20 protein-coding genes are annotated in these 19,078 nt (G+C 66.7%); 8 read left to right on the top strand and 12 right to left on the bottom strand.

Features of this window, described 5'->3' with window-relative positions:
- Positions 1–10 precede the first annotated feature (10 nt).
- Genes ELY12_RS02200 through ELY12_RS02185 form a run of 4 tightly spaced genes read right to left on the bottom strand, consistent with a single transcriptional unit; the run spans position 11 to position 5,157 of the window.
- The gene (locus ELY12_RS02200) at positions 11–454 is read right to left on the bottom strand and encodes a response regulator (RefSeq protein WP_126175060.1); all 444 of its coding nucleotides are present in this window, start codon (positions 452–454) and stop codon (positions 11–13) included.
- On the bottom strand, positions 451–1,959 hold the full coding sequence (locus tag ELY12_RS02195) for a sensor histidine kinase (RefSeq protein WP_126175059.1): 1,509 nt from the start codon (positions 1,957–1,959) through the stop codon (positions 451–453). The genes ELY12_RS02200 and ELY12_RS02195 overlap by 4 nt, the downstream gene beginning before the upstream one ends.
- Positions 1,952–3,931: a DNA topoisomerase IV subunit B gene (gene parE, locus ELY12_RS02190; RefSeq protein ID WP_126175058.1), complete on the bottom strand. Its 1,980-nt coding sequence runs from the start codon at positions 3,929–3,931 to the stop codon at positions 1,952–1,954. Before parE ends, ELY12_RS02195 begins: the two co-directional genes overlap by 8 nt.
- A 53-nt stretch (positions 3,932–3,984) precedes the next feature.
- A complete protein-coding gene (locus tag ELY12_RS02185; RefSeq protein WP_206435748.1) occupies positions 3,985–5,157 on the bottom strand; it encodes a penicillin-binding protein activator in 1,173 nt (390 codons plus the stop codon).
- Between the two features lie 39 nt (positions 5,158–5,196).
- Between ELY12_RS02185 and rsmI the strand changes: the two genes are divergently transcribed.
- The 4 genes from rsmI to ELY12_RS02165 are packed head-to-tail and all read left to right on the top strand — an operon-like array spanning position 5,197 to position 7,990.
- Positions 5,197–6,039, top strand: coding sequence for a 16S rRNA (cytidine(1402)-2'-O)-methyltransferase (gene rsmI / locus ELY12_RS02180; RefSeq protein WP_241229685.1), 843 nt, complete (start codon positions 5,197–5,199; stop codon positions 6,037–6,039).
- Positions 6,036–6,386, top strand: coding sequence for a YraN family protein (locus tag ELY12_RS02175; protein ID WP_126175056.1), 351 nt, complete (start codon positions 6,036–6,038; stop codon positions 6,384–6,386). The genes rsmI and ELY12_RS02175 overlap by 4 nt, the downstream gene beginning before the upstream one ends.
- A gap of 11 nt (positions 6,387–6,397) precedes the next feature.
- Positions 6,398–7,351 carry a glutathione synthase gene (gene gshB, locus ELY12_RS02170; protein WP_126175055.1) on the top strand — a complete coding sequence of 318 codons (954 nt, stop codon included), beginning with the start codon at positions 6,398–6,400 and terminating at the stop codon, positions 7,349–7,351.
- A gap of 30 nt (positions 7,352–7,381) precedes the next feature.
- On the top strand, positions 7,382–7,990 hold the full coding sequence (locus ELY12_RS02165; RefSeq protein ID WP_126175054.1) for a DedA family protein: 609 nt from the start codon (positions 7,382–7,384) through the stop codon (positions 7,988–7,990).
- Here ELY12_RS02165 and ELY12_RS02160 read toward each other — a convergent pair.
- Both ELY12_RS02160 and hemW read right to left on the bottom strand, forming a co-directional pair.
- Positions 7,987–8,877: a tyrosine recombinase XerC gene (locus tag ELY12_RS02160; RefSeq protein ID WP_126175053.1), complete on the bottom strand. Its 891-nt coding sequence runs from the start codon at positions 8,875–8,877 to the stop codon at positions 7,987–7,989. The two genes, ELY12_RS02165 and ELY12_RS02160, sit on opposite strands and share 4 nt — an antisense overlap.
- Positions 8,874–10,025, bottom strand: coding sequence for a radical SAM family heme chaperone HemW (hemW, locus tag ELY12_RS02155; RefSeq protein WP_126175052.1), 1,152 nt, complete (start codon positions 10,023–10,025; stop codon positions 8,874–8,876). The genes ELY12_RS02160 and hemW overlap by 4 nt, the downstream gene beginning before the upstream one ends.
- Before the next feature lie 47 nt (positions 10,026–10,072).
- Between hemW and ELY12_RS02150 the strand changes: the two genes are divergently transcribed.
- Entirely contained in the window at positions 10,073–10,606 is a 534-nt protein-coding gene (locus ELY12_RS02150; protein WP_126175051.1) for a CAP domain-containing protein, read from the top strand.
- On the opposite strand, the gene rdgB is transcribed toward ELY12_RS02150, so the two are convergent.
- Positions 10,603–11,232, bottom strand: a complete 630-nt coding sequence (gene rdgB / locus ELY12_RS02145) for an RdgB/HAM1 family non-canonical purine NTP pyrophosphatase (RefSeq protein ID WP_126175050.1) — start codon at positions 11,230–11,232, stop codon at positions 10,603–10,605. The two genes, ELY12_RS02150 and rdgB, sit on opposite strands and share 4 nt — an antisense overlap.
- Positions 11,229–11,942: a ribonuclease PH gene (gene rph, locus ELY12_RS02140; RefSeq protein WP_126175049.1), complete on the bottom strand. Its 714-nt coding sequence runs from the start codon at positions 11,940–11,942 to the stop codon at positions 11,229–11,231. Before rph ends, rdgB begins: the two co-directional genes overlap by 4 nt.
- Before the next feature lie 83 nt (positions 11,943–12,025).
- On the opposite strand from rph, the gene hrcA reads away from it, so the two are divergent.
- Entirely contained in the window at positions 12,026–13,069 is a 1,044-nt protein-coding gene (hrcA, locus tag ELY12_RS02135) for a heat-inducible transcriptional repressor HrcA (protein ID WP_126175048.1), read from the top strand.
- Positions 13,070–13,082: 13 nt separating this feature from the next.
- Positions 13,083–13,667: a nucleotide exchange factor GrpE gene (locus tag ELY12_RS02130; protein WP_126175047.1), complete on the top strand. Its 585-nt coding sequence runs from the start codon at positions 13,083–13,085 to the stop codon at positions 13,665–13,667.
- Here ELY12_RS02130 and ELY12_RS02125 read toward each other — a convergent pair.
- From ELY12_RS02125 to ELY12_RS02110, 4 genes are all read right to left on the bottom strand, one after another.
- On the bottom strand, positions 13,664–14,626 hold the full coding sequence (locus ELY12_RS02125; RefSeq protein WP_126175046.1) for a cation diffusion facilitator family transporter: 963 nt from the start codon (positions 14,624–14,626) through the stop codon (positions 13,664–13,666). The two genes, ELY12_RS02130 and ELY12_RS02125, sit on opposite strands and share 4 nt — an antisense overlap.
- A gap of 42 nt (positions 14,627–14,668) precedes the next feature.
- Positions 14,669–15,832, bottom strand: coding sequence for a PrnB family protein (locus tag ELY12_RS02120; RefSeq protein WP_126175045.1), 1,164 nt, complete (start codon positions 15,830–15,832; stop codon positions 14,669–14,671).
- A gap of 90 nt (positions 15,833–15,922) precedes the next feature.
- A complete protein-coding gene (locus ELY12_RS02115; RefSeq protein ID WP_241229684.1) occupies positions 15,923–16,342 on the bottom strand; it encodes a vgr related protein in 420 nt (139 codons plus the stop codon).
- Positions 16,343–16,446: 104 nt separating this feature from the next.
- Entirely contained in the window at positions 16,447–16,926 is a 480-nt protein-coding gene (locus tag ELY12_RS02110; RefSeq protein WP_126175043.1) for a copper chaperone PCu(A)C, read from the bottom strand.
- Between the two features lie 169 nt (positions 16,927–17,095).
- Between ELY12_RS02110 and dnaK the strand changes: the two genes are divergently transcribed.
- Positions 17,096–19,024, top strand: coding sequence for a molecular chaperone DnaK (gene dnaK / locus ELY12_RS02105; protein WP_126175042.1), 1,929 nt, complete (start codon positions 17,096–17,098; stop codon positions 19,022–19,024).
- Positions 19,025–19,078 lie beyond the last annotated feature (54 nt).

Genomic DNA, 19,078 nt, shown 5'->3' with positions numbered 1-19,078 from the left:
CGCGGCGCGGTTATTGGGCGTCGACCTCAGGCACCTGGATGACCGCCAGGAACAGGCCCAGCTGGCGGATCGCATCGGCGAAGCTTTCGTAGTTCACCGGCTTGGTGATGTAGACGTTGCAGCCGAGGTCGTAGCAGCGCTGGATCTCGACCTTGTCGTCGGTGGTGGTGAGCACCACGACCGGGGTGCGGTGAAGGTGAGCGTTACCCTTGATCTTCTCGAGGATCGAGGTGCCGCTCATGTCCGGCAGGTTGAGGTCGAGCAGCACCAGCACCGGGCCGCCATGAGTCGGGCCGGCGGGGTCGTTCATCAGGTAATCGAGCGCAGTCGTGCCATCCGCGAAATGCCGGATCTCGTTGTGGATGCCGGCGCGGCGAATGTTCTTCTCGATCAGGCGCGCGTGGCCCTCGTCGTCCTCGATCATGACGATGCCGACGGTCTGGGAGGCGTTCATGTGTTTGTTTCCACTGCGATTGATCGTTCGGGCAACGAAAGCGTGAATGTTGCGCCTTCGTCAAGTTTGGAGTCGAGCGAGATCGTCCCGCCGAGCCGATAGGCCAGCGCGCGGACGTTGGCGAGGCCGATCCCTTCGCCGGGTTGATCCTGCGTCCCTGCGCGCCGGAAGAGGTCGAACACCCGTTGGTGATCGGCCGGATCGATCCCGCGGCCGTTGTCGCGCACGGCGATCTCGATCATTTGCCCGGCGCGCTGGCCGCTGACGGTCACTTTCCCGGAGCGTTTGGGACTCAAATATTTCAGCGCATTCTCAACCAGGTTCGACAGGATCTGCTCAACCGCAATGCGGTCGCTTTCGAGCGACGGGATCGGTTCCACGATGACCTCGGCGCCGGCATCGATTGCGCGCTGATGGAGCGAGGCGACAACCCCATCGGCCAGCGCGTTCATGTCGAGCTTCTCGGGGCTGAGGGCACGGCGCCCCTGTCGCGACAGTTCGAGGATCGAGTTGATCAGCCGGTCCATCTTTTCGGTCGACTTGCGGATGAAGTCGAGCGCCTCGGGCAGGTCTTCGTCCGCTGCCAGCCACGCCGCCTCGTTCTTCAGCGCCGGATGTTTCTCGAACAGGGTTTCGAGGAATGCGCGAATAGTCTTGCGCGATTCATCGAGTTCGGAGGTGAAGCCGAGGACATTGACCAGCGGCGATCGCAGATCGTGGCTGACGATATAGGCGAACCGCTGAATCTCCTGGTTGGCGCGCGTCAGTTCGGAAGTGCGCGCCTCGACTGCGTCTTCCAGCCCCTCGTTCGCCCGCTTCAGCCGCGCCTGGGCGATCGTGAGTTCACGATTGAAGCGCAGGACGAGGACGATGACCGTGAGCAGCGTGAGCAACAGCATCATCGTCGCCGCGCCGCCGATCGCGTAGAACCGGCTTTGCGAGGCAGTTTGTGCGCGATTGCGCTGGAACAGCAGGTCGTTCTCGACCTCGACCATCTGGTTGCTGACCCTGCGGATGGCCCGCGTGATCAGCACGCCGCGCTCTGAACTGAACCCGTTTTCCTGCACGCTCGCGGTCACGGTCGCTGGGGTCAGGATTGTGTCCGAGATCACCGGGTCGCGTTGCGCAGCCAGGGTCTTGATCTGGCCCATGCGCGAAATCTGACCGGGATTGTCATCGATCAGATTTTCCACGTCCGTAAGCGCGCCCTCGAAGTCCTTTTGCGCTTCCTGGACCGTCTTCACGAATGCAGCTTGCGGCGCGATCAGATAGCCCCGTCGCGCCGTTTCGATCCGTTCGTTGTAGGTGATCAGGCGATTGAGCGAGGAGATCACCCGCAGGCTGTGCTCCACCCGCTCGCTGGTATGCGTCAACGAGTTAAGCGCCAGCACCGCGGCAGTGATCGCGATCACCAGCAGGCCGCCGCTGAGCGCGAGCAGCCAGACGACCGGGCGGTTGCCCTCGAACCGCAGCAATCCGCGTGCGCCCAGCCTCCGCTCAGGCATCGATCAGCTCGCGGTCGAACTCGGCGGCGTTGTTCTGGATGAAGTTGAAACGGTGCTCCGGGTTGCGGCCCATCAGCTGGTCCACAAGTTCCTGGATCGCGAAGCGCTGCTCGTGCTCGGGCGGCAGGGTGATGCGGATCAGGCTGCGGCTCGCCGGGTTCATCGTCGTTTCGCGCAGCTGCTGCGGGTTCATCTCGCCGAGGCCCTTGAATCGGGCGACTTCGACCTTCTTGCCCTTGAACTGCGTCGCTTCGAGCTCAGCGCGGTGCGCGTCGTCGCGGGCATAAGCGCTCTCCTTGCCCGCGGTCAGGCGGTAGAGCGGGGGCTGGGCGAGGAACAGGTGCCCGCGCTTCACCACGTCGGGCATTTCCTGGAAGAAAAACGTCATCAGCAGCGTGGCGATGTGCGCGCCGTCGACATCGGCGTCGGTCATGATGACGATCCGGTCGTACCGCAGTTGATCGGCGTTGCAGTCCTTGCGGGTGCCGCAGCCCATCGCCAGCGTCAGGTCGGCGATCTCGGTGTTAGCGCGGATTTTGTCGGCGGTGGCGCTGGCGACATTGAGGATCTTGCCGCGGATTGGGAGGATCGCCTGCGTCTTGCGGTCGCGCGCCTGCTTGGCGCTGCCGCCGGCGCTGTCGCCTTCGACGATGAACAGCTCGGTCTCGCCGCCGCCCTCGCCGGTGCAGTCGGTGAGCTTGCCCGGCAGGCGGACCTTCTTGGCGTTGGTCGCGGTCTTGCGCTTGATCTCGCGCTCGGCCTTGCGCTTCAGGCGCTCGTCCATCCGCTCCATGACCGAGCCGAGCAGCGCGCGGCCGCGCTCCATGTTGTCGGTCAGGAAATGGTCGAAGTGGTCGCGGACCGCGTTCTCGACCAGACGCGCAGCCTCGGGCGAAGTGAGGCGGTCCTTGGTCTGGCTCTGGAACTGCGGGTCGCGGATGAACACGCTGAGCATGATCTCCGATCCGGTGATCACATCGTCGGCGGAAAGGTCTTTGGCCTTCTTCTGCCCAATCAGCTCGGCGAACGCGCGCAGGCCCTTGGTCAGCGCCGCGCGCAGGCCCTGTTCGTGCGTGCCGCCGTCGGGGGTGGGCACGGTGTTGCAATACCACGAGTACGATCCGTCGGACCACAGCGGCCAGGCGATCGCCCACTCCACGCGGCCCTGATCGTCGGAAAAGTCCTGCGTGCCGGCAAAGGGCTGGGCGGTGACGCATTCGCGTCCGCCGATCTGTTCGGCGAGGTGATCGGACAGGCCGCCGGGGAACTTGAACACCGCCTCTGCCGGAACGTCGTCGGTCGCGAGCGAAGCCGCGCACTTCCAGCGGATTTCGACCCCGGCGTAGAGGTAGGCCTTCGATCGGGCGAGCTTGAACAGCCGCTTGGCGCTGAACTCGCGGTCGCCGAAGATCTCGACATCGGGCGTGAAGCTGACAGTAGTGCCGCGCCGGTTGGGCGTCGGGCCGAGCTCCTGCAGCGGGCCGAGGGTCACCCCGCGCGCAAACTCTTGCGCATAGAGCTGGCGGTCTCGCGCGACTTCCACCCGCGTATGGCTGGAGAGGGCGTTGACCACGCTCACGCCCACGCCGTGGAGGCCGCCGCTGGTGGCGTAGGCTTTCCCTGAGAACTTGCCGCCCGAGTGCAGCATCGAGAGGATCACCTCGAGGGTCGACTTGCCGGGGAACTTGGGGTGCTCGGCCACCGGCATGCCGCGGCCGTTGTCGGCGATGGTCAGCCGGTTGCCTTCATCGAGCGCGACCTCGATCCGGGTCGCATGGCCGGCGACCGCCTCGTCCATCGCGTTGTCGAGCACTTCGGCGGCAAGGTGATGCAGCGCGCGGTCGTCGGTGCCGCCGATGTACATGCCGGGCCGGCGGCGCACGGGCTCAAGGCCTTCGAGCACCTCGATCGAGGAGGCATCGTAATCGCCGCTCGAGGCGGGGGTATTGGCGAACAGATCGTCGTCGGACATGGCTCGGCTATAGGCAGCGCACGCCGCGCTTCAAGCAGCGCGGCGGGTTATCGTCAGTTGGCGAAGGTGGCCGGCGCGGCGTCGACGATCACCACCTGCCCGTTGCGCACCTCGCGCACTTCCATCGTCCGCTGAACCACGCCGTTGCGCCCGAACCGAAACGCGCCGTCGAGGCCCAGGAAGCCGCCTTCGTCGCGCAGCTTGCTGGCCGGGAAGCTCTTGCCGGGTTTCCAGTCGCGGGCGATCCGCAAGGCCAGCAGGACCCCGTCGTAGCCGAGCGTCGAAACTCGGTAAGGCTGCGCTCCGAAGCGCGTCTTGTAGCTGTCGGAGAAGCGCTTGAAGCGACCGTCCGACATCGCCGAGAACCATGCTCCGCGCAGGCCCGCGGAGCGGGTCACGTCGCTCTCGCCGCTCCACAGCTCGGTGCCCAGCAACTGCACCGCGCCGGCACCGCGCGGCTTGAGCGCGGCTGCCGCCTGCGCGGCAAGTCGCGAGCCCTCTGCGATAAGCACGGTGTCATATCCGCCCTTGGCCGCGAGCCGCGTCGCCGCGCTCACGATCGAGGTGTTGCCGCGCGCATACGTCTCGACGTCGCCCACCGTGCCCCCCGCGGTGACCACCGATGCGCGGAAAGCGGCCGCCGCGCGCTGGCCGTATTCGCCTTCGGGCACGATCGCGGCGAACCGCGTCGAGCCATGCGCACGGGCATAATCGACAGTGCGCTGGATCGATTGTTCGGGTGCCTGGCCCATCACGAACACGTCGGGACCGGCGACAGCGCTGTCGTTGGAAAAGGTAATCAGCGGTACGTTGGCGGGACGCGCCTCGGCAAGCACCTGGCCGACTTCTTCCGACATCAGCGGGCCGAGGATGAGCTTGTTGCCTTCCGCCACCGCTCGCTGCGCGGCCGCGCGGGCACCGCCGGTGGTGTCGTAGGTGGTGATGCGCAGGTTGTCGGCATTGGTATCGAGCAGCGCCATGGTGGTCGCATTGGCGATCGACTGGCCGACCGCACCGTTCGCGCCCGACATCGGCACCAGCAACGCGACGCGGTGGCGCGCAGTGTCGGTCGGCAGCCCTGTCTCGACCGCGCTAGGGGTAGGAGTGGGTGTAGGCTCCGGCCCGGTCGAGGCCGCGCCGCCGCCCGGGATCAGCTTACAGCCCGCCAGCAGCATCGCGCCGCCGACCGCGATCAGCTTGCGGCGGTCGAAGTTTCCAAGGTTCATGCTTGCCGCTCCCCGCGTCGCTGGTTCATGAGGCCGGCCGTGTCCCACCAAACGCCTGCAACTCTAAAGCCCGGCCTCTACATCGTGGCGACGCCGATTGGCAATCTCGGCGACATCACGCTGAGAGCTGCTGAGGTCTTGCGGGCCTGCGATGCGGTCGCGTGCGAGGACACCCGCGTCACCGGCAAGCTGATGAAGCACCTCGGCGCGTCCAAGCCGCTGTGGCGCTACGATGACCACGCGAGTGACAAGGACCGCGCGCGCCTTGTAGCGTCGATGCATGATCGCGCGGTGGCCCTGGTTAGCGATGCCGGGACGCCGCTCGTATCCGATCCGGGATATCGGCTGGTTCGCGAAGCGCGCGAGGCTGGCGTCACGGTCACTACGATTCCGGGGCCGTGTGCGGCGGTGGCGGGACTGACTCTCTCAGGGCTGCCCAATGACCGCTTTCTGTTCGCGGGGTTCTTGCCGGTGAAAGACAAGGCGCGGCTCGAGGCTCTGACCGAACTCGCCCCGGTGCCCGCCACGCTCGTGTTCTACGAAACCGCGCCCCGCCTCACCAAGGCGCTCGCGGCGATCGGAGAGGCGCTGCCGGACCGCGAAGTGGCAGTCGCGCGCGAGTTGACCAAGCTCTACGAGGAATGCCGCACCGGCTCGCCTGCGGAACTGATCGCGCACTACGAGGCGCATCCGCCCAAAGGCGAGATCGTCCTGCTGGTAGCGCCACCGGCCGAGCGCGTCGCCGACGCCGCCGACGCCGACCAACTGCTGGCAGAAGCGCTGCAGACTATGAAAGCGTCGCAGGCCGCGGCGCAGGTCGCCAAGGTGACCGGGCTCGACCGCAAAGACCTCTACGCCCGCGCGCTCGAAATGCGCGCATGAAGCGCCAGCGGGCTGAACAGGCGGGCCGCAAGGGCGAACTGGCCGCCGAATTGTTCCTGCGCGCCAAGGGGTGGTTCATCCTCGCGCGCCGCCGCAAGACTCCGCTCGGCGAGATTGATCTGATTGCCCGGCGCAGCGGCACGATTGCGTTCGTCGAGGTGAAGTGGCGCAAGCGGGCCGAGGAACTCGGCCTCGCGGTCGACGAATACCGACTGCGACGGGTTGCGGCGGCGGTGGAGGCGGTCGCTCATGAATACGCGACCGACGGTGAGGACATGCGGATCGACGTGATCCTGCTTGCGCCCGGCCGCCTGCCGCAGCACATCGTCAACGCCTGGCAGCCCTAGAAGGAACAAGCATGAGCCTGCGCGTCGCGGTCCAGATGGACCCGCTCGAAAGCATCAACATCGTGGGCGATTCCAGCTTCGCCCTGATGCTGAGCGCGCAGGCGCGCGGCCATGAGCTGTTCCACTACGACGTGGGCGATCTGACCCTTGATGCGGACGATCGCCTGATCGCCCACGCGCGGCCAGTGCGAGTACAGCCAGTCTCCGGCGATCACTTCAGCGTCGGCGAACCTCGCCGTCTCGATCTGGGCCGCGACATCGACGTGGTGCTCATGCGGCAGGACCCGCCGTTCCACATGGGCTACATCACCGCGACCCACCTGCTCGAGCGGATCGCCGACGAGACGCTGGTGGTGAACAACCCGGTCAGCGTCCGCAATGCGCCCGAAAAGGTGATGGTGCTCGATTACCGGCAGTTCATGCCGCCGACGTTGGTCACGCGCTCGGTCGACGAGGTTCGCGCCTTCCAGCGCCAGCAGGGGTCGGTCGTGGTCAAGCCGATCCACGGCAACGGCGGCAAGGCGATCTTCCGCGTGCCGGAGGGCGGCGACAACCTTTCCGCCCTTTTCGAGGTATTCAACCAGACCTGGCCCGAACCGCACATGGTCCAGCCCTTCCTCCCCGAGGTGGCGGATGGCGACAAGCGCATCGTGCTGGTCGACGGCGAGGTGGCCGGTGCGATCAACCGCAAGCCGGGCGAGGGCGAATTCCGCTCCAACCTCGCGGTCGGCGGCAGCGCCGAGGCGACCACGCTCACGCCGCGCGAGGAGGAAATCTGCGCCGCGATGGGCCCGCGCCTCAAGGAGCTTGGCCTGATCTTCGTCGGCATCGACGTGATCGGCGGCAAGTGGCTGACCGAGATCAACGTCACCAGTCCCACCGGCATCGTCGCCATCGACCGCTTCAACGGCACCGACACGGCGGCCCGCATCTGGGATGCGATAGAGGAGCGGGTCGGCCGCTGAACCAATCGGGCTCCGGCCCGTTGATCGCCAATGCACGGGCTCATCATCGAGGCGATCGCGCGGGGAGGGTACTTCGGCATCTTCGTGCTGATGGTGCTGGAGAACGTGTTCCCCCCGATCCCGTCCGAGGTGATCATGGGCATAGGTGGCGTGCTCGTCGCGCGCGGCGACATGACGTTCTGGCCGCTGATGGTTGCCGGCACGCTGGGCACCGTCGCGGGCAACTACGCCTGGTACTGGATCGGCGACCGCTGGGGCTACGAGCGGACGAGGCCTTTCATCGACCGCTGGGGGCGCTGGCTGACGATCGACTTCGAGCACATGGAAGCCGCCTCGCGGTTCTTCCGCAGCCACGGCCAGTGGGTCGTATTCGCCCTCCGCTTCAGCCCATTCATGCGCACGCTGATCTCGCTCCCCGCGGGGCTTGCCCACATGAACGTGTGGAAGTTTCTCGCCTTCACTTTTGCAGGCTCGGCAGTGTGGAACGCTCTGCTTATCCTCGGCGGAACCGTCCTTGCGCGCTATCTCAAGGAATACGAGCACGTCATGGGCTGGGTAATCCTCGGCCTGGTCGTACTCGCACTCGCAGGATACGTGTGGCGCGTGCTGACTTGGAAGCCGAGGGTCTCGCCGGACTAGCGTCCGCGCGGATGCGCCTTGCGATAGGTGTCGAGCATCGTCGCCGCGTCCACACGCGTGTAGATTTGGGTCGAGCCAAGGCTCGCGTGGCCAAGCAACTCCTGCAGCGAGCGAAGATCGGCCCCGGCGCTTAGCAAGTGCGTTGCGAAGCTGTGGCGCAGGGCATGCGGCGTGGCGGTGGCAGGCAGGCCGAGCGCGACCCGGGCGCTGGCCATCGCCTTTTGCACCATCCCCTGCCCCAGGGGCCCGCCCTTCGCGCCACGGAACAACGGCGCATCTTTGGTGAGCGGCCAAGGACAGCGACGCGCATAGGCCGCGACCCCGTCACGGACGAGCGGGATCAGCGGAACCACGCGCTGTTTTCCGCCTTTGCCGGTCACGGTCAGCGTCTCGCCGAGAGGGAGATCGCCGCCGGTCAGCGACAACGCTTCGGCAATGCGCAAGCCCGCGCCGTACATCAGCAGCAGCACCGCCCGATCACGCTCGCCGATCCAGTCTTCCGCGGCGTTGCCACCCACCAGTTCGGCTAGGTTGACGGCTTCGTCGGGTGTGACAGGGCGGGGCAGGCCCTTCTTGATGCGTGGGCCGCGCAGCCGAGGCGCGGTGGTGTCGCCGCCCGTCTGCCCCCGCGCGAAGGCGATAAAGGTCTTCAGCGCCGACAGTTCGCGCGCTGCCGAGGTATTGGCAAGGCCGTCTGCGCGCCGCAATGCGAGCTGTCGCCGCAGCGCGGCCGCATCGAGCGCGGCGACCTCAGCCCAGGTTTCGAGTTGATTGGCGTCGATCAGTCGGCCGGCTGTCGCGAGATACGCCCGCACCGTGTGCGGCGAGCGGCGGCGCGCATTACGCAGATGATCGCCCCACTTTTCTAGCAGGTCGGCCTTGCTCATGCGGTCACGAGGTCGCCGGCAACCAGTTCGCCGAGCAAGGCATCGAGCAATGGCATTCCGGCATCGGTGATCGCGATCCGCGAACCTTCTTCGCGCACGAGTCTCAGCGAGGCGTGAAAGCAAAGACGTTCACGGTCGATCAGCCCGTTCGCCGCGATACCGAAACGCGTCCTGAGCTCGGCAAGGTCGACTCCTTCCGCGAGACGCAGACCCATCAGGAGCGCTTCGGAGGCCTGCTCCGGTCGCGCCAGCACGCGTTCCTCGGCTACCCCATGACCGTGCTCAGCCACGGCGCTGAGCCAATTTTCGGGCTTCTTGTGCCGCACGGTCGCGCGGCCGCCGCGGCGGCCGTGGGCTCCGGGGCCGATCCCGACGTAGTCCTGGTACCGCCAATAGGCGAGATTGTGCCGGCTCTCTTCGCCCGGCCGCGCGTGGTTGGAGATTTCGTACGCCGGCAGCCCGGCCGCGGCGGTCAGTTCACGCGTCAGGACGAATAGGTCCGCCGCGGGATCGTCCGCCAGCGGCGCGAAGGCGCCGATCCGGACGTCGGTCGCGAAGCGGGTGCCGGGTTCGATCGTCAGCTGGTAAAGCGAAAGATGGCCCGTGCCGAGGTCCAGCGCGCGCGACAACTCCGCCCGCCAGTCCTCCTCAGTCTGGCTCGGGCGCGCGTAGATCAAGTCGGCGTTGACGCGCTCGAACACGCCTTGCGCCGTCTTGAGCGCGGCCAGGCCTTCGGCGGCGTTGTGCAGCCGGCCAAGAAATTTCAGCGCCTGGTCGTCGAGCGCCTGCAAGCCGAGCGAGACGCGGTTGACCCCAGCCGCGGCGATGCCGGCGAAGCGCTCAGCCTCGACCGAGGAGGGATTGGCCTCGAGCGTGATCTCGATGTCCGCTGCAAAGCCCCACAGGCGTTCCGCTTCAGTCAGCAGGGCCTCGACCAGCGCAGGCGGCATCAGGCTCGGGGTGCCGCCGCCGAAGAACACAGACTCCAGCGTCTCGCCCCCGGCGCGTTCGGCTTCGTGCCGCATGTCGGCGGTCAGCGCCTGCTGCCACGCCGCGTGATCGACGCTCGCGCGAACATGGCTGTTGAAGTCGCAATACGGGCATTTGCGCGCGCAGAACGGCCAGTGGATGTAAAGCGCGCGCGCCATGTCGTCCTTCAGAATCGGTTAACTCGCTGCAGGATAGCACACTGGCCATGGGGTTGGACCGGATCGTTCCCGCGCTCGTCGCGGGTCTTGCCATTGTGGGTGTCGCAGGATTGTCGCAGTCAGCCGAGGGGCAGGACCGCGGCAACAGCTTTGCCGCGCGCCTGCTCGCTGCGCACAATGCGGAGCGAGAGCGCACGGGCGCCGCGCCGCTGCGGTGGTCGAGCGCGCTCGCCAAGGACGCCGATACCTGGGCCGAAGCGCTCGCCCGGAAGGGTCGTCTCGAACATGCCAGCGCCGATGTGCGCCGCGGGATGGGCGAGAACCTGTGGATGGGCTCGGCTGGATACTTCAGCGCCGAGGACATGATCGGGGGCTTTGTGTCGGAGCGCGACAAGTTTCGCGCGGGTACGTTCCCGCAAGTGAGCCGCACCGGGAAATGGGCCGATGTCGGCCACTACACCCAGCTTATCTGGCCGACGACCCAGGAGGTCGGCTGCGCGGTGGCAAAGGGGCAGGGCAACGACGTGCTCGTGTGCCGCTACGCCCCGGCGGGCAATATCTACGGCGAGAAGATCGGCTAGCGGCCGAACTGCTCGGCGACGAGCTTGGCGAACGCATCGGCGCGGTGGCTGATGCGGTGCTTTTCCTCCGGATCGAGCTCGGCGAAGGTCATTTCGAGGCCCTGGGGCACGAACACCGGATCGTAGCCGAAACCCATCGTCCCGCGCGGCGGCCAGGTGAGGGTACCGTCGGCGCGGCCTTCGTAAACCTCGGTGTCGCCGTCCGGCCAGGCAAGGGCGAGGACGCAGCTGAACCACGCATCGCGCGGCGTCTCGGGGCCCTTGGCCTGCAGCAGACCTTCGACCTTGCCCATTGCCATGTACCAATCGCGGCCCGGATCGCCCTCGAACCACTGCCGTTCCGCCCAGTCGGCGGTGTAAACGCCCGGCCGCCCGTCGAGCGCAGCAACTGACAGCCCGCTGTCGTCGGCGAGCGCCGCGAGGCCCGATGCCTCGGCCGCCGCGCGCGCCTTGATCAGCGCGTTCTGGACGAAGGTCGTGCCGGTCTCGGCCGGCTCGGGCAGCCCGAGCGACCCGGCCGAGATGCACTTGACCCCGTAAGGCTCGAGCAGCGCGCCGATCTCTTTCAGCTTGCCCGCGTTGTGCGTCGCGATGACCAGTGTGCCGGAGCCGATCCGGCGGGTCATCGCGTGGCGCTCTCCTGCGCGCGGAAGATCTGCGCGCAGCCGATCTGGGCGAGGCGGAGCAGGCGCAGCAGGCCTTCCTCATCGTAGGTCGCACCCTCGGCGGTCGCCTGGACTTCGGCGATCTTGCCGCCTTCGATCAGCACGAAGTTGGCGTCGGCATCGGCCGCGCTATCCTCGAGGTAGTCGAGGTCGAGCACCGGGGTGCCCTGGTGAATGCCGCAGCTGATCGCGGCGACCTTAGCCTCGATCGGGTCCTCGGTCAGCAGGCCCTTCTTGATCAGGCCATCGACCGCTAAGCGCAGCGCGACCCACGCGCCGCTGATCGACGCTGTGCGGGTGCCGCCGTCGGCCTGGATCACGTCGCAATCGAGCACGATCTGCCGCTCGCCCAGCTTGTTCATGTTGACCACCGAGCGCAGCGAGCGTCCGATCAGGCGCTGGATTTCCTGCGTGCGACCGCTCTGCTTACCCTTGGCCGCTTCGCGCTGGCCGCGGGTATGCGTGGCGCGTGGGAGCATCGAGTATTCGGCGGTGACCCATCCCTGACCCTTGCCGCGCAGGAACGGCGGCACGCGCTCCTCCACGCTGGCGGTGCAAATGACTTTAGTGTCGCCGAAGCTGACCAGGCAGCTACCCTCGGCGTGCACGGTGAACCCGGTGTCGATGGTGATGGCGCGCATCTCGTCGGGCGCGCGGCCGGATGGTCGCATGATCTGTCCTTTGGGTGAGTCGTCGCAGGCGCGTTAGGCGCTTCGCCCTTGAGGCTGCAAGGACAGGCTCTAGATAGGCCGGCATGCCGACGCCGCCCGTCACCGAACTCAGCACCCGCGCGCGCGATATCTTCCGCCTGGTAGTGGAGGGATACATCGCGAGCGGACAGCCGGTGGGGTCGAAGACGTTGGCGGGCGACCGAGCGCTCAATTTGTCGCCCGCCTCGATCCGCTCGGTACTCGCTGAGTTGGAGGGGCTCGGCCTCCTCGCCGCGCCGCACACCAGCGCCGGCCGCCTGCCGACCGAGAGCGGCCTGCGGCTGTTCGTCGACGGCATGATGCAAGTCGCCGAACCGACCGCCCAGGAGCGGCAGGCGATCGAAAAACGTCTCGCCGCGCCGGGTCCGATCGAGGCAGCGCTGGAGGCGACCAGCGCCTTGTTGTCCGACATCTCAGGCGCGGCCGGCATGGTCATGGTGCCGCGGAAGGAACCGCGCCTCGCGCAACTCACTCTCGTTCCACTCAGTGTAACTCGCGCGCTCGCGGTGCTGGTTGGAGAGGACGGCGGGATCGAGAACCGGGTGATCGAACTCGGCGCGCCCGCCAGCGCTTCGGCGCTCGAACAGGCGGGGAATTTTATCACCGCGCGCCTCGCGGGACGGACCTTAGGCGAAGCCGCCACGGCAATGCGGGCCGAACTCGCGACCGGTCGCAGCCAGCTCGACGCCGCCAGCCGCGACCTTGTCGAGCGCGGGCTCGCCGTGTGGAGCGAAGATGCCGCACGCCGCCCGGTGTTGATCGTGCGCGGTGCGGCGAACCTGCTCGACGAGACCGCGCTCGGCGATATCGAACGGGTGCGCCAGCTGCTCGACGATCTGGAGAACAAGCAGGAGGTCGCCGGCCTGCTCGACGCCGCGCGCGAGGCCGAGGCCACACGCATCTTCATCGGCAGCGAGAACCGGCTGTTCGCGCTCTCCGGCTCGTCGGTGATCGCTTCGCCCTATCGCGATCGGGAGGGCAGGGTGGTCGGCGTGGTCGGGGTGATCGGGCCCACGCGGTTGAATTACGCGCGGGTTGTCCCCATGGTTGATTTCACGGCCCGCTCGTTGGGCAAACTCATCGGATAGCGACGCAAAAACAATGATCGACGACCAAGATTCGCGCACCCAAGACGAAGCCGTTGCCAAGGAATTGGATGGCGTGCCCGCCGACATGATCGACGAGGCCGAGGACGCCCGCGAACAGCAAACGGAAGTCAATGAAGCGCTCGATTCGCTGCGGAGCGACCTGGAACAGGCGAAGCAGGAAACGCTCTACGCCAAGGCCGAGACGCAGAACGTCCGCCGGCGGATGGAAAAGGACGTTGCCGACGCACGCGCCTATGCCGCGACCGGCTTCGCGCGCGACATCCTGTCGGTTTATGACAACCTCGTCCGCGCGATCGACGCGATCCCGGCCGACCTCCACGACGATCCGCGGATGAAGGCGCTCGTCACCGGGGTCGAGGCGACCCAACGCGAGGTCGAGAAGGTCTTCGCCCAGCACGGCATCACCCGCGTCGCCTCGACCGGCCTGCCGCTCGATCCGAACCAGCACCAGGCGATGCTCGAGGTGCCTAGCGACGAACATGAGGCTGGCACGGTCGTGCAGGAAATGCAGAGCGGGTGGATGATCAAGGACCGACTGTTGCGCCCGGCGATGGTGGCGGTCTCAAAGAAGCCCTAATAATCCGCGGTCGCGCCGACGAGGTGGAGCGCATCGCGCTCCGCACTCGCCGCGACGCGCGACTGCGGTCGAATGAATAGTCGGCGGACCTCGGGATAGCGCGCCTTGACGGCGCTCTCGATCGCGTCGGCTGCCTTCTCGACTTCGCTCAGCGGCAGGTCGTCCTCGAAGTCGAGGCTTAGCGTAGCGATCACGTCCTCGGGCGCCATGTGCACCGTGATGACCTCGTTGACGAGGCAGACGCCCGGCGTCGATTTGGCGACCTCTGACAGATAGCGCTGCAGTTCGGGCCGGGCGCGTTCGCCGATCAGCAGCTTCTTGGATTCGACCGCGAGTAGGATCGCGACGCCGATCAGCAGTGCTCCGATCACGATCGAACCGAGGCCATCCCACAGCGGATTGCCGGTCGCGACCGCGAGGCCGATGAAGATCGCCGCGATGACGAGCCCGGCTAGCGCCGCGCTGTCTTCCATCAGCACCACGAACACGGCCGGGTCCTTGCTGTCGCGTAGCGCTCGCCACCAGCCGACAGCGGGGTCCTTGGTGTGGCGAAACTCGCGGATGGCGACCATGAGCGAGGCGCCCTCGAACACGAACGCGAGGCCGAGCACGAGGAAGTTGATCCACGGCTTCTCGATCGTCTCGGGATGCCGGATGTGGACGATGCCCTCGTACACCGACGCCCCCGCGCCGGTGGTGAAGATCAGCAGCGCGACCACAAAGGCCCAGAAATACAGCTCGCGGCCATGCCCGAGTGGATGCCGCTCGTCCGGCGGCAGGTCGGCGCGATGGCGTCCGTAGAGCAGCAGACCCTGATTGCAGGTGTCGACCAGCGAGTGGATGCCCTCGGTCAGCATCGCCGAGCTGCCCGCGATCGCCGCCGCCGCGAACTTGGTCGCCGCGATCGCCAGGTTGCCGGCGAGCGCCGCGTAGAGGACCAGCTTGCTGCCCGATGCCATGGGCCCCCAATGCGCGAACGCGCATCGGGGGTCCCGGCCGCGTCAGGTCACCAACTGCGCGCGGTTCTCGTCGCGGTGCTTTTTCAAGTACTTCATGAACGGCGTGCCGCCGGTGCCGACGTCGGGGTCGTTGCCCGCGATGCTGCCGGCCTGCTTGTTGATGTAGCTCGCCGCGTATTCGAGGTGGCGGGTGCGGAAGCGGGCGGTCTGCTCGAGGCAGGCGTTGAACGCGTCCTTCAGCGACTGCGAGCCGGAGCCGGACACGAACCCGCGCAGGGTCGATTGGGCGGCGAGATCCTCGATGAAGCGGCGGTGCGGTACGGGGCGGTAGTGGTGCAGCTCGTCGAGGAACTGGCGCAGCGGATCGTCCGAGTGGCCGACCTGGAACAGTGCGTCCATCGACGGGACGATGCTCGACTGCGAACCGGTCTGCCCACGATAGGCCTGCGGCTTGCGCTCGAAGCGGTCGACCCCGTCGTAGATCAGCCCGTCGCCGAGCGCCGGGTTGTTGGCCCAGCCGTGGATGTAGGGACGCACGCGGTGGAAGTAGATGTAGGGATCGCACTGTTCGGTCATGCGGCCGAAGTGGCCGTAGATCCGCTCCCACGCGGCATCCATCTCGACCAGTAGGCGCTCGGCCTCGGCCGCGTCGCCCTGCTGCGCGACGGTGACCAGTTTCGCCGCGTTATCGAGCAGCACGCCGGCTTCCGCTTCGATCGCGACATGGATCATCACGAACCAGTTCTCGTCGGCGCCGCCGAGGAAGTTCTGGACCATGTACATGTTCTCGAGAGTGATGGGCCCCGACTTGTCGAGCCGCGCCCAGTTGTCGAGCACGTAGGCGGAGTAGGGCAGGAGAGGCGCCTGGCCGAGCCGGTCGGCAACCGCCACCATCGGCCGGGCAAGGTTGGCGGGCAGGTGAGCAGGCGGCAGCGGCTCGCCCCAGACGTAGGCCTGCACCAGGAAGCTGTAGTGGACCATCGCGGTGCGGACTTCTTCCTCCGCGGCCTCGCGCGCCCAGTCCTCGAGTCCCGGATCGGCAAGCTGGTCCAGCCAGTGGCGGACGCGGCCGGTCGAAAGCAGGCCGGAGAGGTTGCCGGCGGCCTCCTTCACCTCGTCGAACAGCGAGGGAAGGGCGATCTCGTCAATTTCGTAATGCGAAAGGAAGCCGCGCTCGCGCGACATGCCGTAGTCTTTAAGCTCCATGGGTTGCACCGTATGCCGGGCGCGGGTTGGGCCGCCCGGATCGATGGCCAACAAGTATCAAGCGAAACCGGTTGGCTCAAGCGCCTGACGCTACGTCGTCCCCGGAAACCTGACGAGCAGGTCGTAGGCGCCGACGTCCGATACGCCCGCCACCGCGACGCCGTTCCGGAGCCAGAAGGCGTGCTTCACGATCTGCGCCTGCTGCTCGATGCCGTAGCGTTCGAGGCTCCAGCCGGGCTTGAGGCTGTAATCGTAGCGGCAGAACGGGTGGCGGTGCAGCAGCAGGTACCAGTCGCCGAGGGTCTGGGTCTGCCACACGTGGGTCATTTCGTGGATGAAAAGGCCCTGCGCGATGCGGCTCGCGGCGGCGAAATCGTCGCAATAGCTGGTGCCGCCGGGGTGGAAGTGCAGGTGCCCGCGCGGCGCCATCGTGGTCTGGCGCGGCTGGAAGGGGAAGAACTTGCGCCGCCGGATAGTGACCTTGGCGTAGTCGATCGCGGTGCCGAACACGGCCTTAGCCAGCGCGATCTCGCCTTCGGTCAGGCGCCGCTCGCCGCCGGCCGGGCAGGCCAGCGCCGAGTGGGTTTCCAGGCCGAGTTCGTCGGTCTTTTGACTCAGCGCTCGTCCCCGGCAGCACGGATTTCCACCGGGAAGGTCTGCCGGGCGCCGCCCGAAACGATGACCGTCGCCTCGGTCGTGCCGCCGGGCTTGAGATCGGGTGACACGTCCATTGCCATCAGGTGCTTGCCGCCCGGCTTGAACTCCAGCTTGTCGCCCTTCTTGAGCGGGACGGGCAGCATCTCCATCATCTGCACCTTGAAGTCGTATTCGCCGTAGTCGTGGAACATCGCGCTCTTCGCGCCCTTCACCTCGGCCCGGTTGAGGGCGAGTGCCTGGTCGCCGTCATAGGCTAGGTCGAAGTAGATCGCGGCCGGATTGCCGGGCACCGGCGCCAGCACCATCCGCGCGTTGGAGATCTTCATTCCCGGAATGCCGGTGGTCTGCTGCGCTGCCGGTTGTTCGGGGCTTTCACCGCAGGCGGAAAGGGCGAGCGTGGCGCCCAGGATTGCAGCGGCGAACAGCTTGGCTTTCATCGGTATTTCCTCCCCCGGATAACGGCAATGTGGGTAGCGCGGCCGATATCTTGTGCCAAGCGAAAGCGCTCCTATATCGCCCGCATTATTCGAGCTGCCGAATGGCCTTGCCGCGAATGCGGGAGGCCGAAAAGGCGGTGTCCAACGCTAGAGAATGAATAGGGAAACCATGGCCAAAGTTATCGGTATCGACCTCGGCACCACCAACTCCTGCGTCGCCGTGATGGACGGCGGCAAGCCCAAGGTGATCGAGAATTCGGAAGGCGCGCGCACCACGCCGTCGATCGTCGCCTTCACCAAGGACGGTGAGCGGCTGATCGGCCAGCCGGCGAAGCGCCAGGCGGTAACCAACGGCGACAACACGATCTTCGCGGTGAAGCGCCTGATCGGCCGCCGCTTCGACGATCCGGTGACTAAGAAGGACACCGAGCTCGTCCCCTATCACATCGTCAAGGGCAAGAACGGCGATGCCTGGGTCCAGGCCGGTGGTCAGGACTATTCGCCCAGCCAGATTTCCGCCTTCACGCTCCAAAAGATGAAGGAAACCGCCGAGAGCTATCTCGGCGAGAAGGTCACGCAGGCGGTGATCACCGTCCCCGCGTACTTCAACGACGCGCAGCGCCAGGCGACCAAGGACGCCGGCCAGATCGCGGGCCTCGAAGTGCTGCGCATCATCAACGAGCCAACCGCGGCCGCGCTCGCCTATGGCCTTGAGAAGAACGACGGCAAGACCATCGCGGTCTACGACCTTGGCGGCGGCACCTTCGACGTTTCGATCCTCGAGATCGGCGACGGCGTGTTCGAGGTGAAGAGCACCAACGGCGACACGTTCCTGGGCGGTGAAGACTTCGACACCGCGATCGTCGAGTACCTCGCGGACCAGTTCAAGAAGAAGGAGAACATGGATCTCCGCACCGACAAGCTCGCCCTCCAGCGGCTGAAGGAAGCCGCCGAGAAGGCCAAGATCGAGCTGTCGAGCGCGCAGACCACCGAGATCAACCTCCCCTTCATCACCGCGCGCATGGAAGGCGGCAGCACCACCCCGCTGCACCTCGTGGAGACGATCACCCGCGCCGACCTCGAGAAGCTGGTCGCGCCGCTGATCGAGCGGACCAAGGAGCCGATGAAGAAGGCGCTCGCCGACGCCGGCCTCAAGGCCAGCGACATCGACGATGTCGTGCTGGTCGGCGGCATGACCCGCATGCCGCGCGTGCGCGAGTTCGTGAAGGAGTTCTTCGGCAAGGAACCGCACACCGGCGTGAACCCGGACGAGGTCGTCGCCATGGGCGCGGCGATCCAGGCGGGCGTGCTGCAGGGCGACGTCAAGGACGTGCTGCTGCTCGACGTGACTCCGCTGTCGCTCGGCATCGAGACGCTGGGCGGCATCATGACCCGCATGATCGACCGCAACACCACGATCCCGACCAAGAAGAGCCAGACCTACTCGACCGCCGAGGACAATCAGAACGCGGTGACCATCCGCGTCTTCCAGGGCGAGCGCGAGATGGCGCAGGACAACAAGCTGCTCGGCCAGTTCGACCTCGTCGGCATCCCCCCGGCGCCGCGCGGCGTGCCGCAGATCGAGGTCACCTTCGACATCGACGCCAACGGCATCGTCAACGTGTCGGCCAAGGACAAGGGCACCGGCAAGGAGCAGCAGATCCGCATCCAGGCCTCGGGTGGTCTGTCGGACGCCGACATCGACCAGATGGTGCAGGACGCCGAGAAGTTCGCCGAAGAGGACAAGAAGCGCCGCGCCTCGGCCGAAGCGCGCAACCAGGCCGATAGCCTGGTGCACGCAACCGAGCAGCAGCTCAAGGAGCACGGCGAGAAGATCGACGCGGGCCTCAAGGGCGAAGTCGAGGCAGCGATCGCCGAGACCAAGACCGCGCTGGAAGGCGACGATGTCGAAGCGATCACCGCCAAGGCGCAGGCGCTGACCGAAGTTGCGATGAAGATGGGCCAGGCGATCTACAGCCAGGAACAGGCGTCCGCTCAGCCCGAGCGCGACGCCGCTGCCGGCGGCTCCGAAGGCGGATCGGAGGAAGAGGTGGTCGACGCCGAATTCTCCGAAGTCGACGAAGACGCCAAAGGTTGATCATGTGATGGATACTGAGGCCGCCACCGGTGCACCGCGCGCCGGTGGCGGTTA

Origin of the sequence: Tsuneonella rigui (genome assembly GCF_003958625.1) — a bacterium.
Lineage (GTDB): Bacteria > Pseudomonadota > Alphaproteobacteria > Sphingomonadales > Sphingomonadaceae > Tsuneonella > Tsuneonella rigui.
This window is presented reverse-complemented; position numbering and strand designations above follow the sequence as displayed.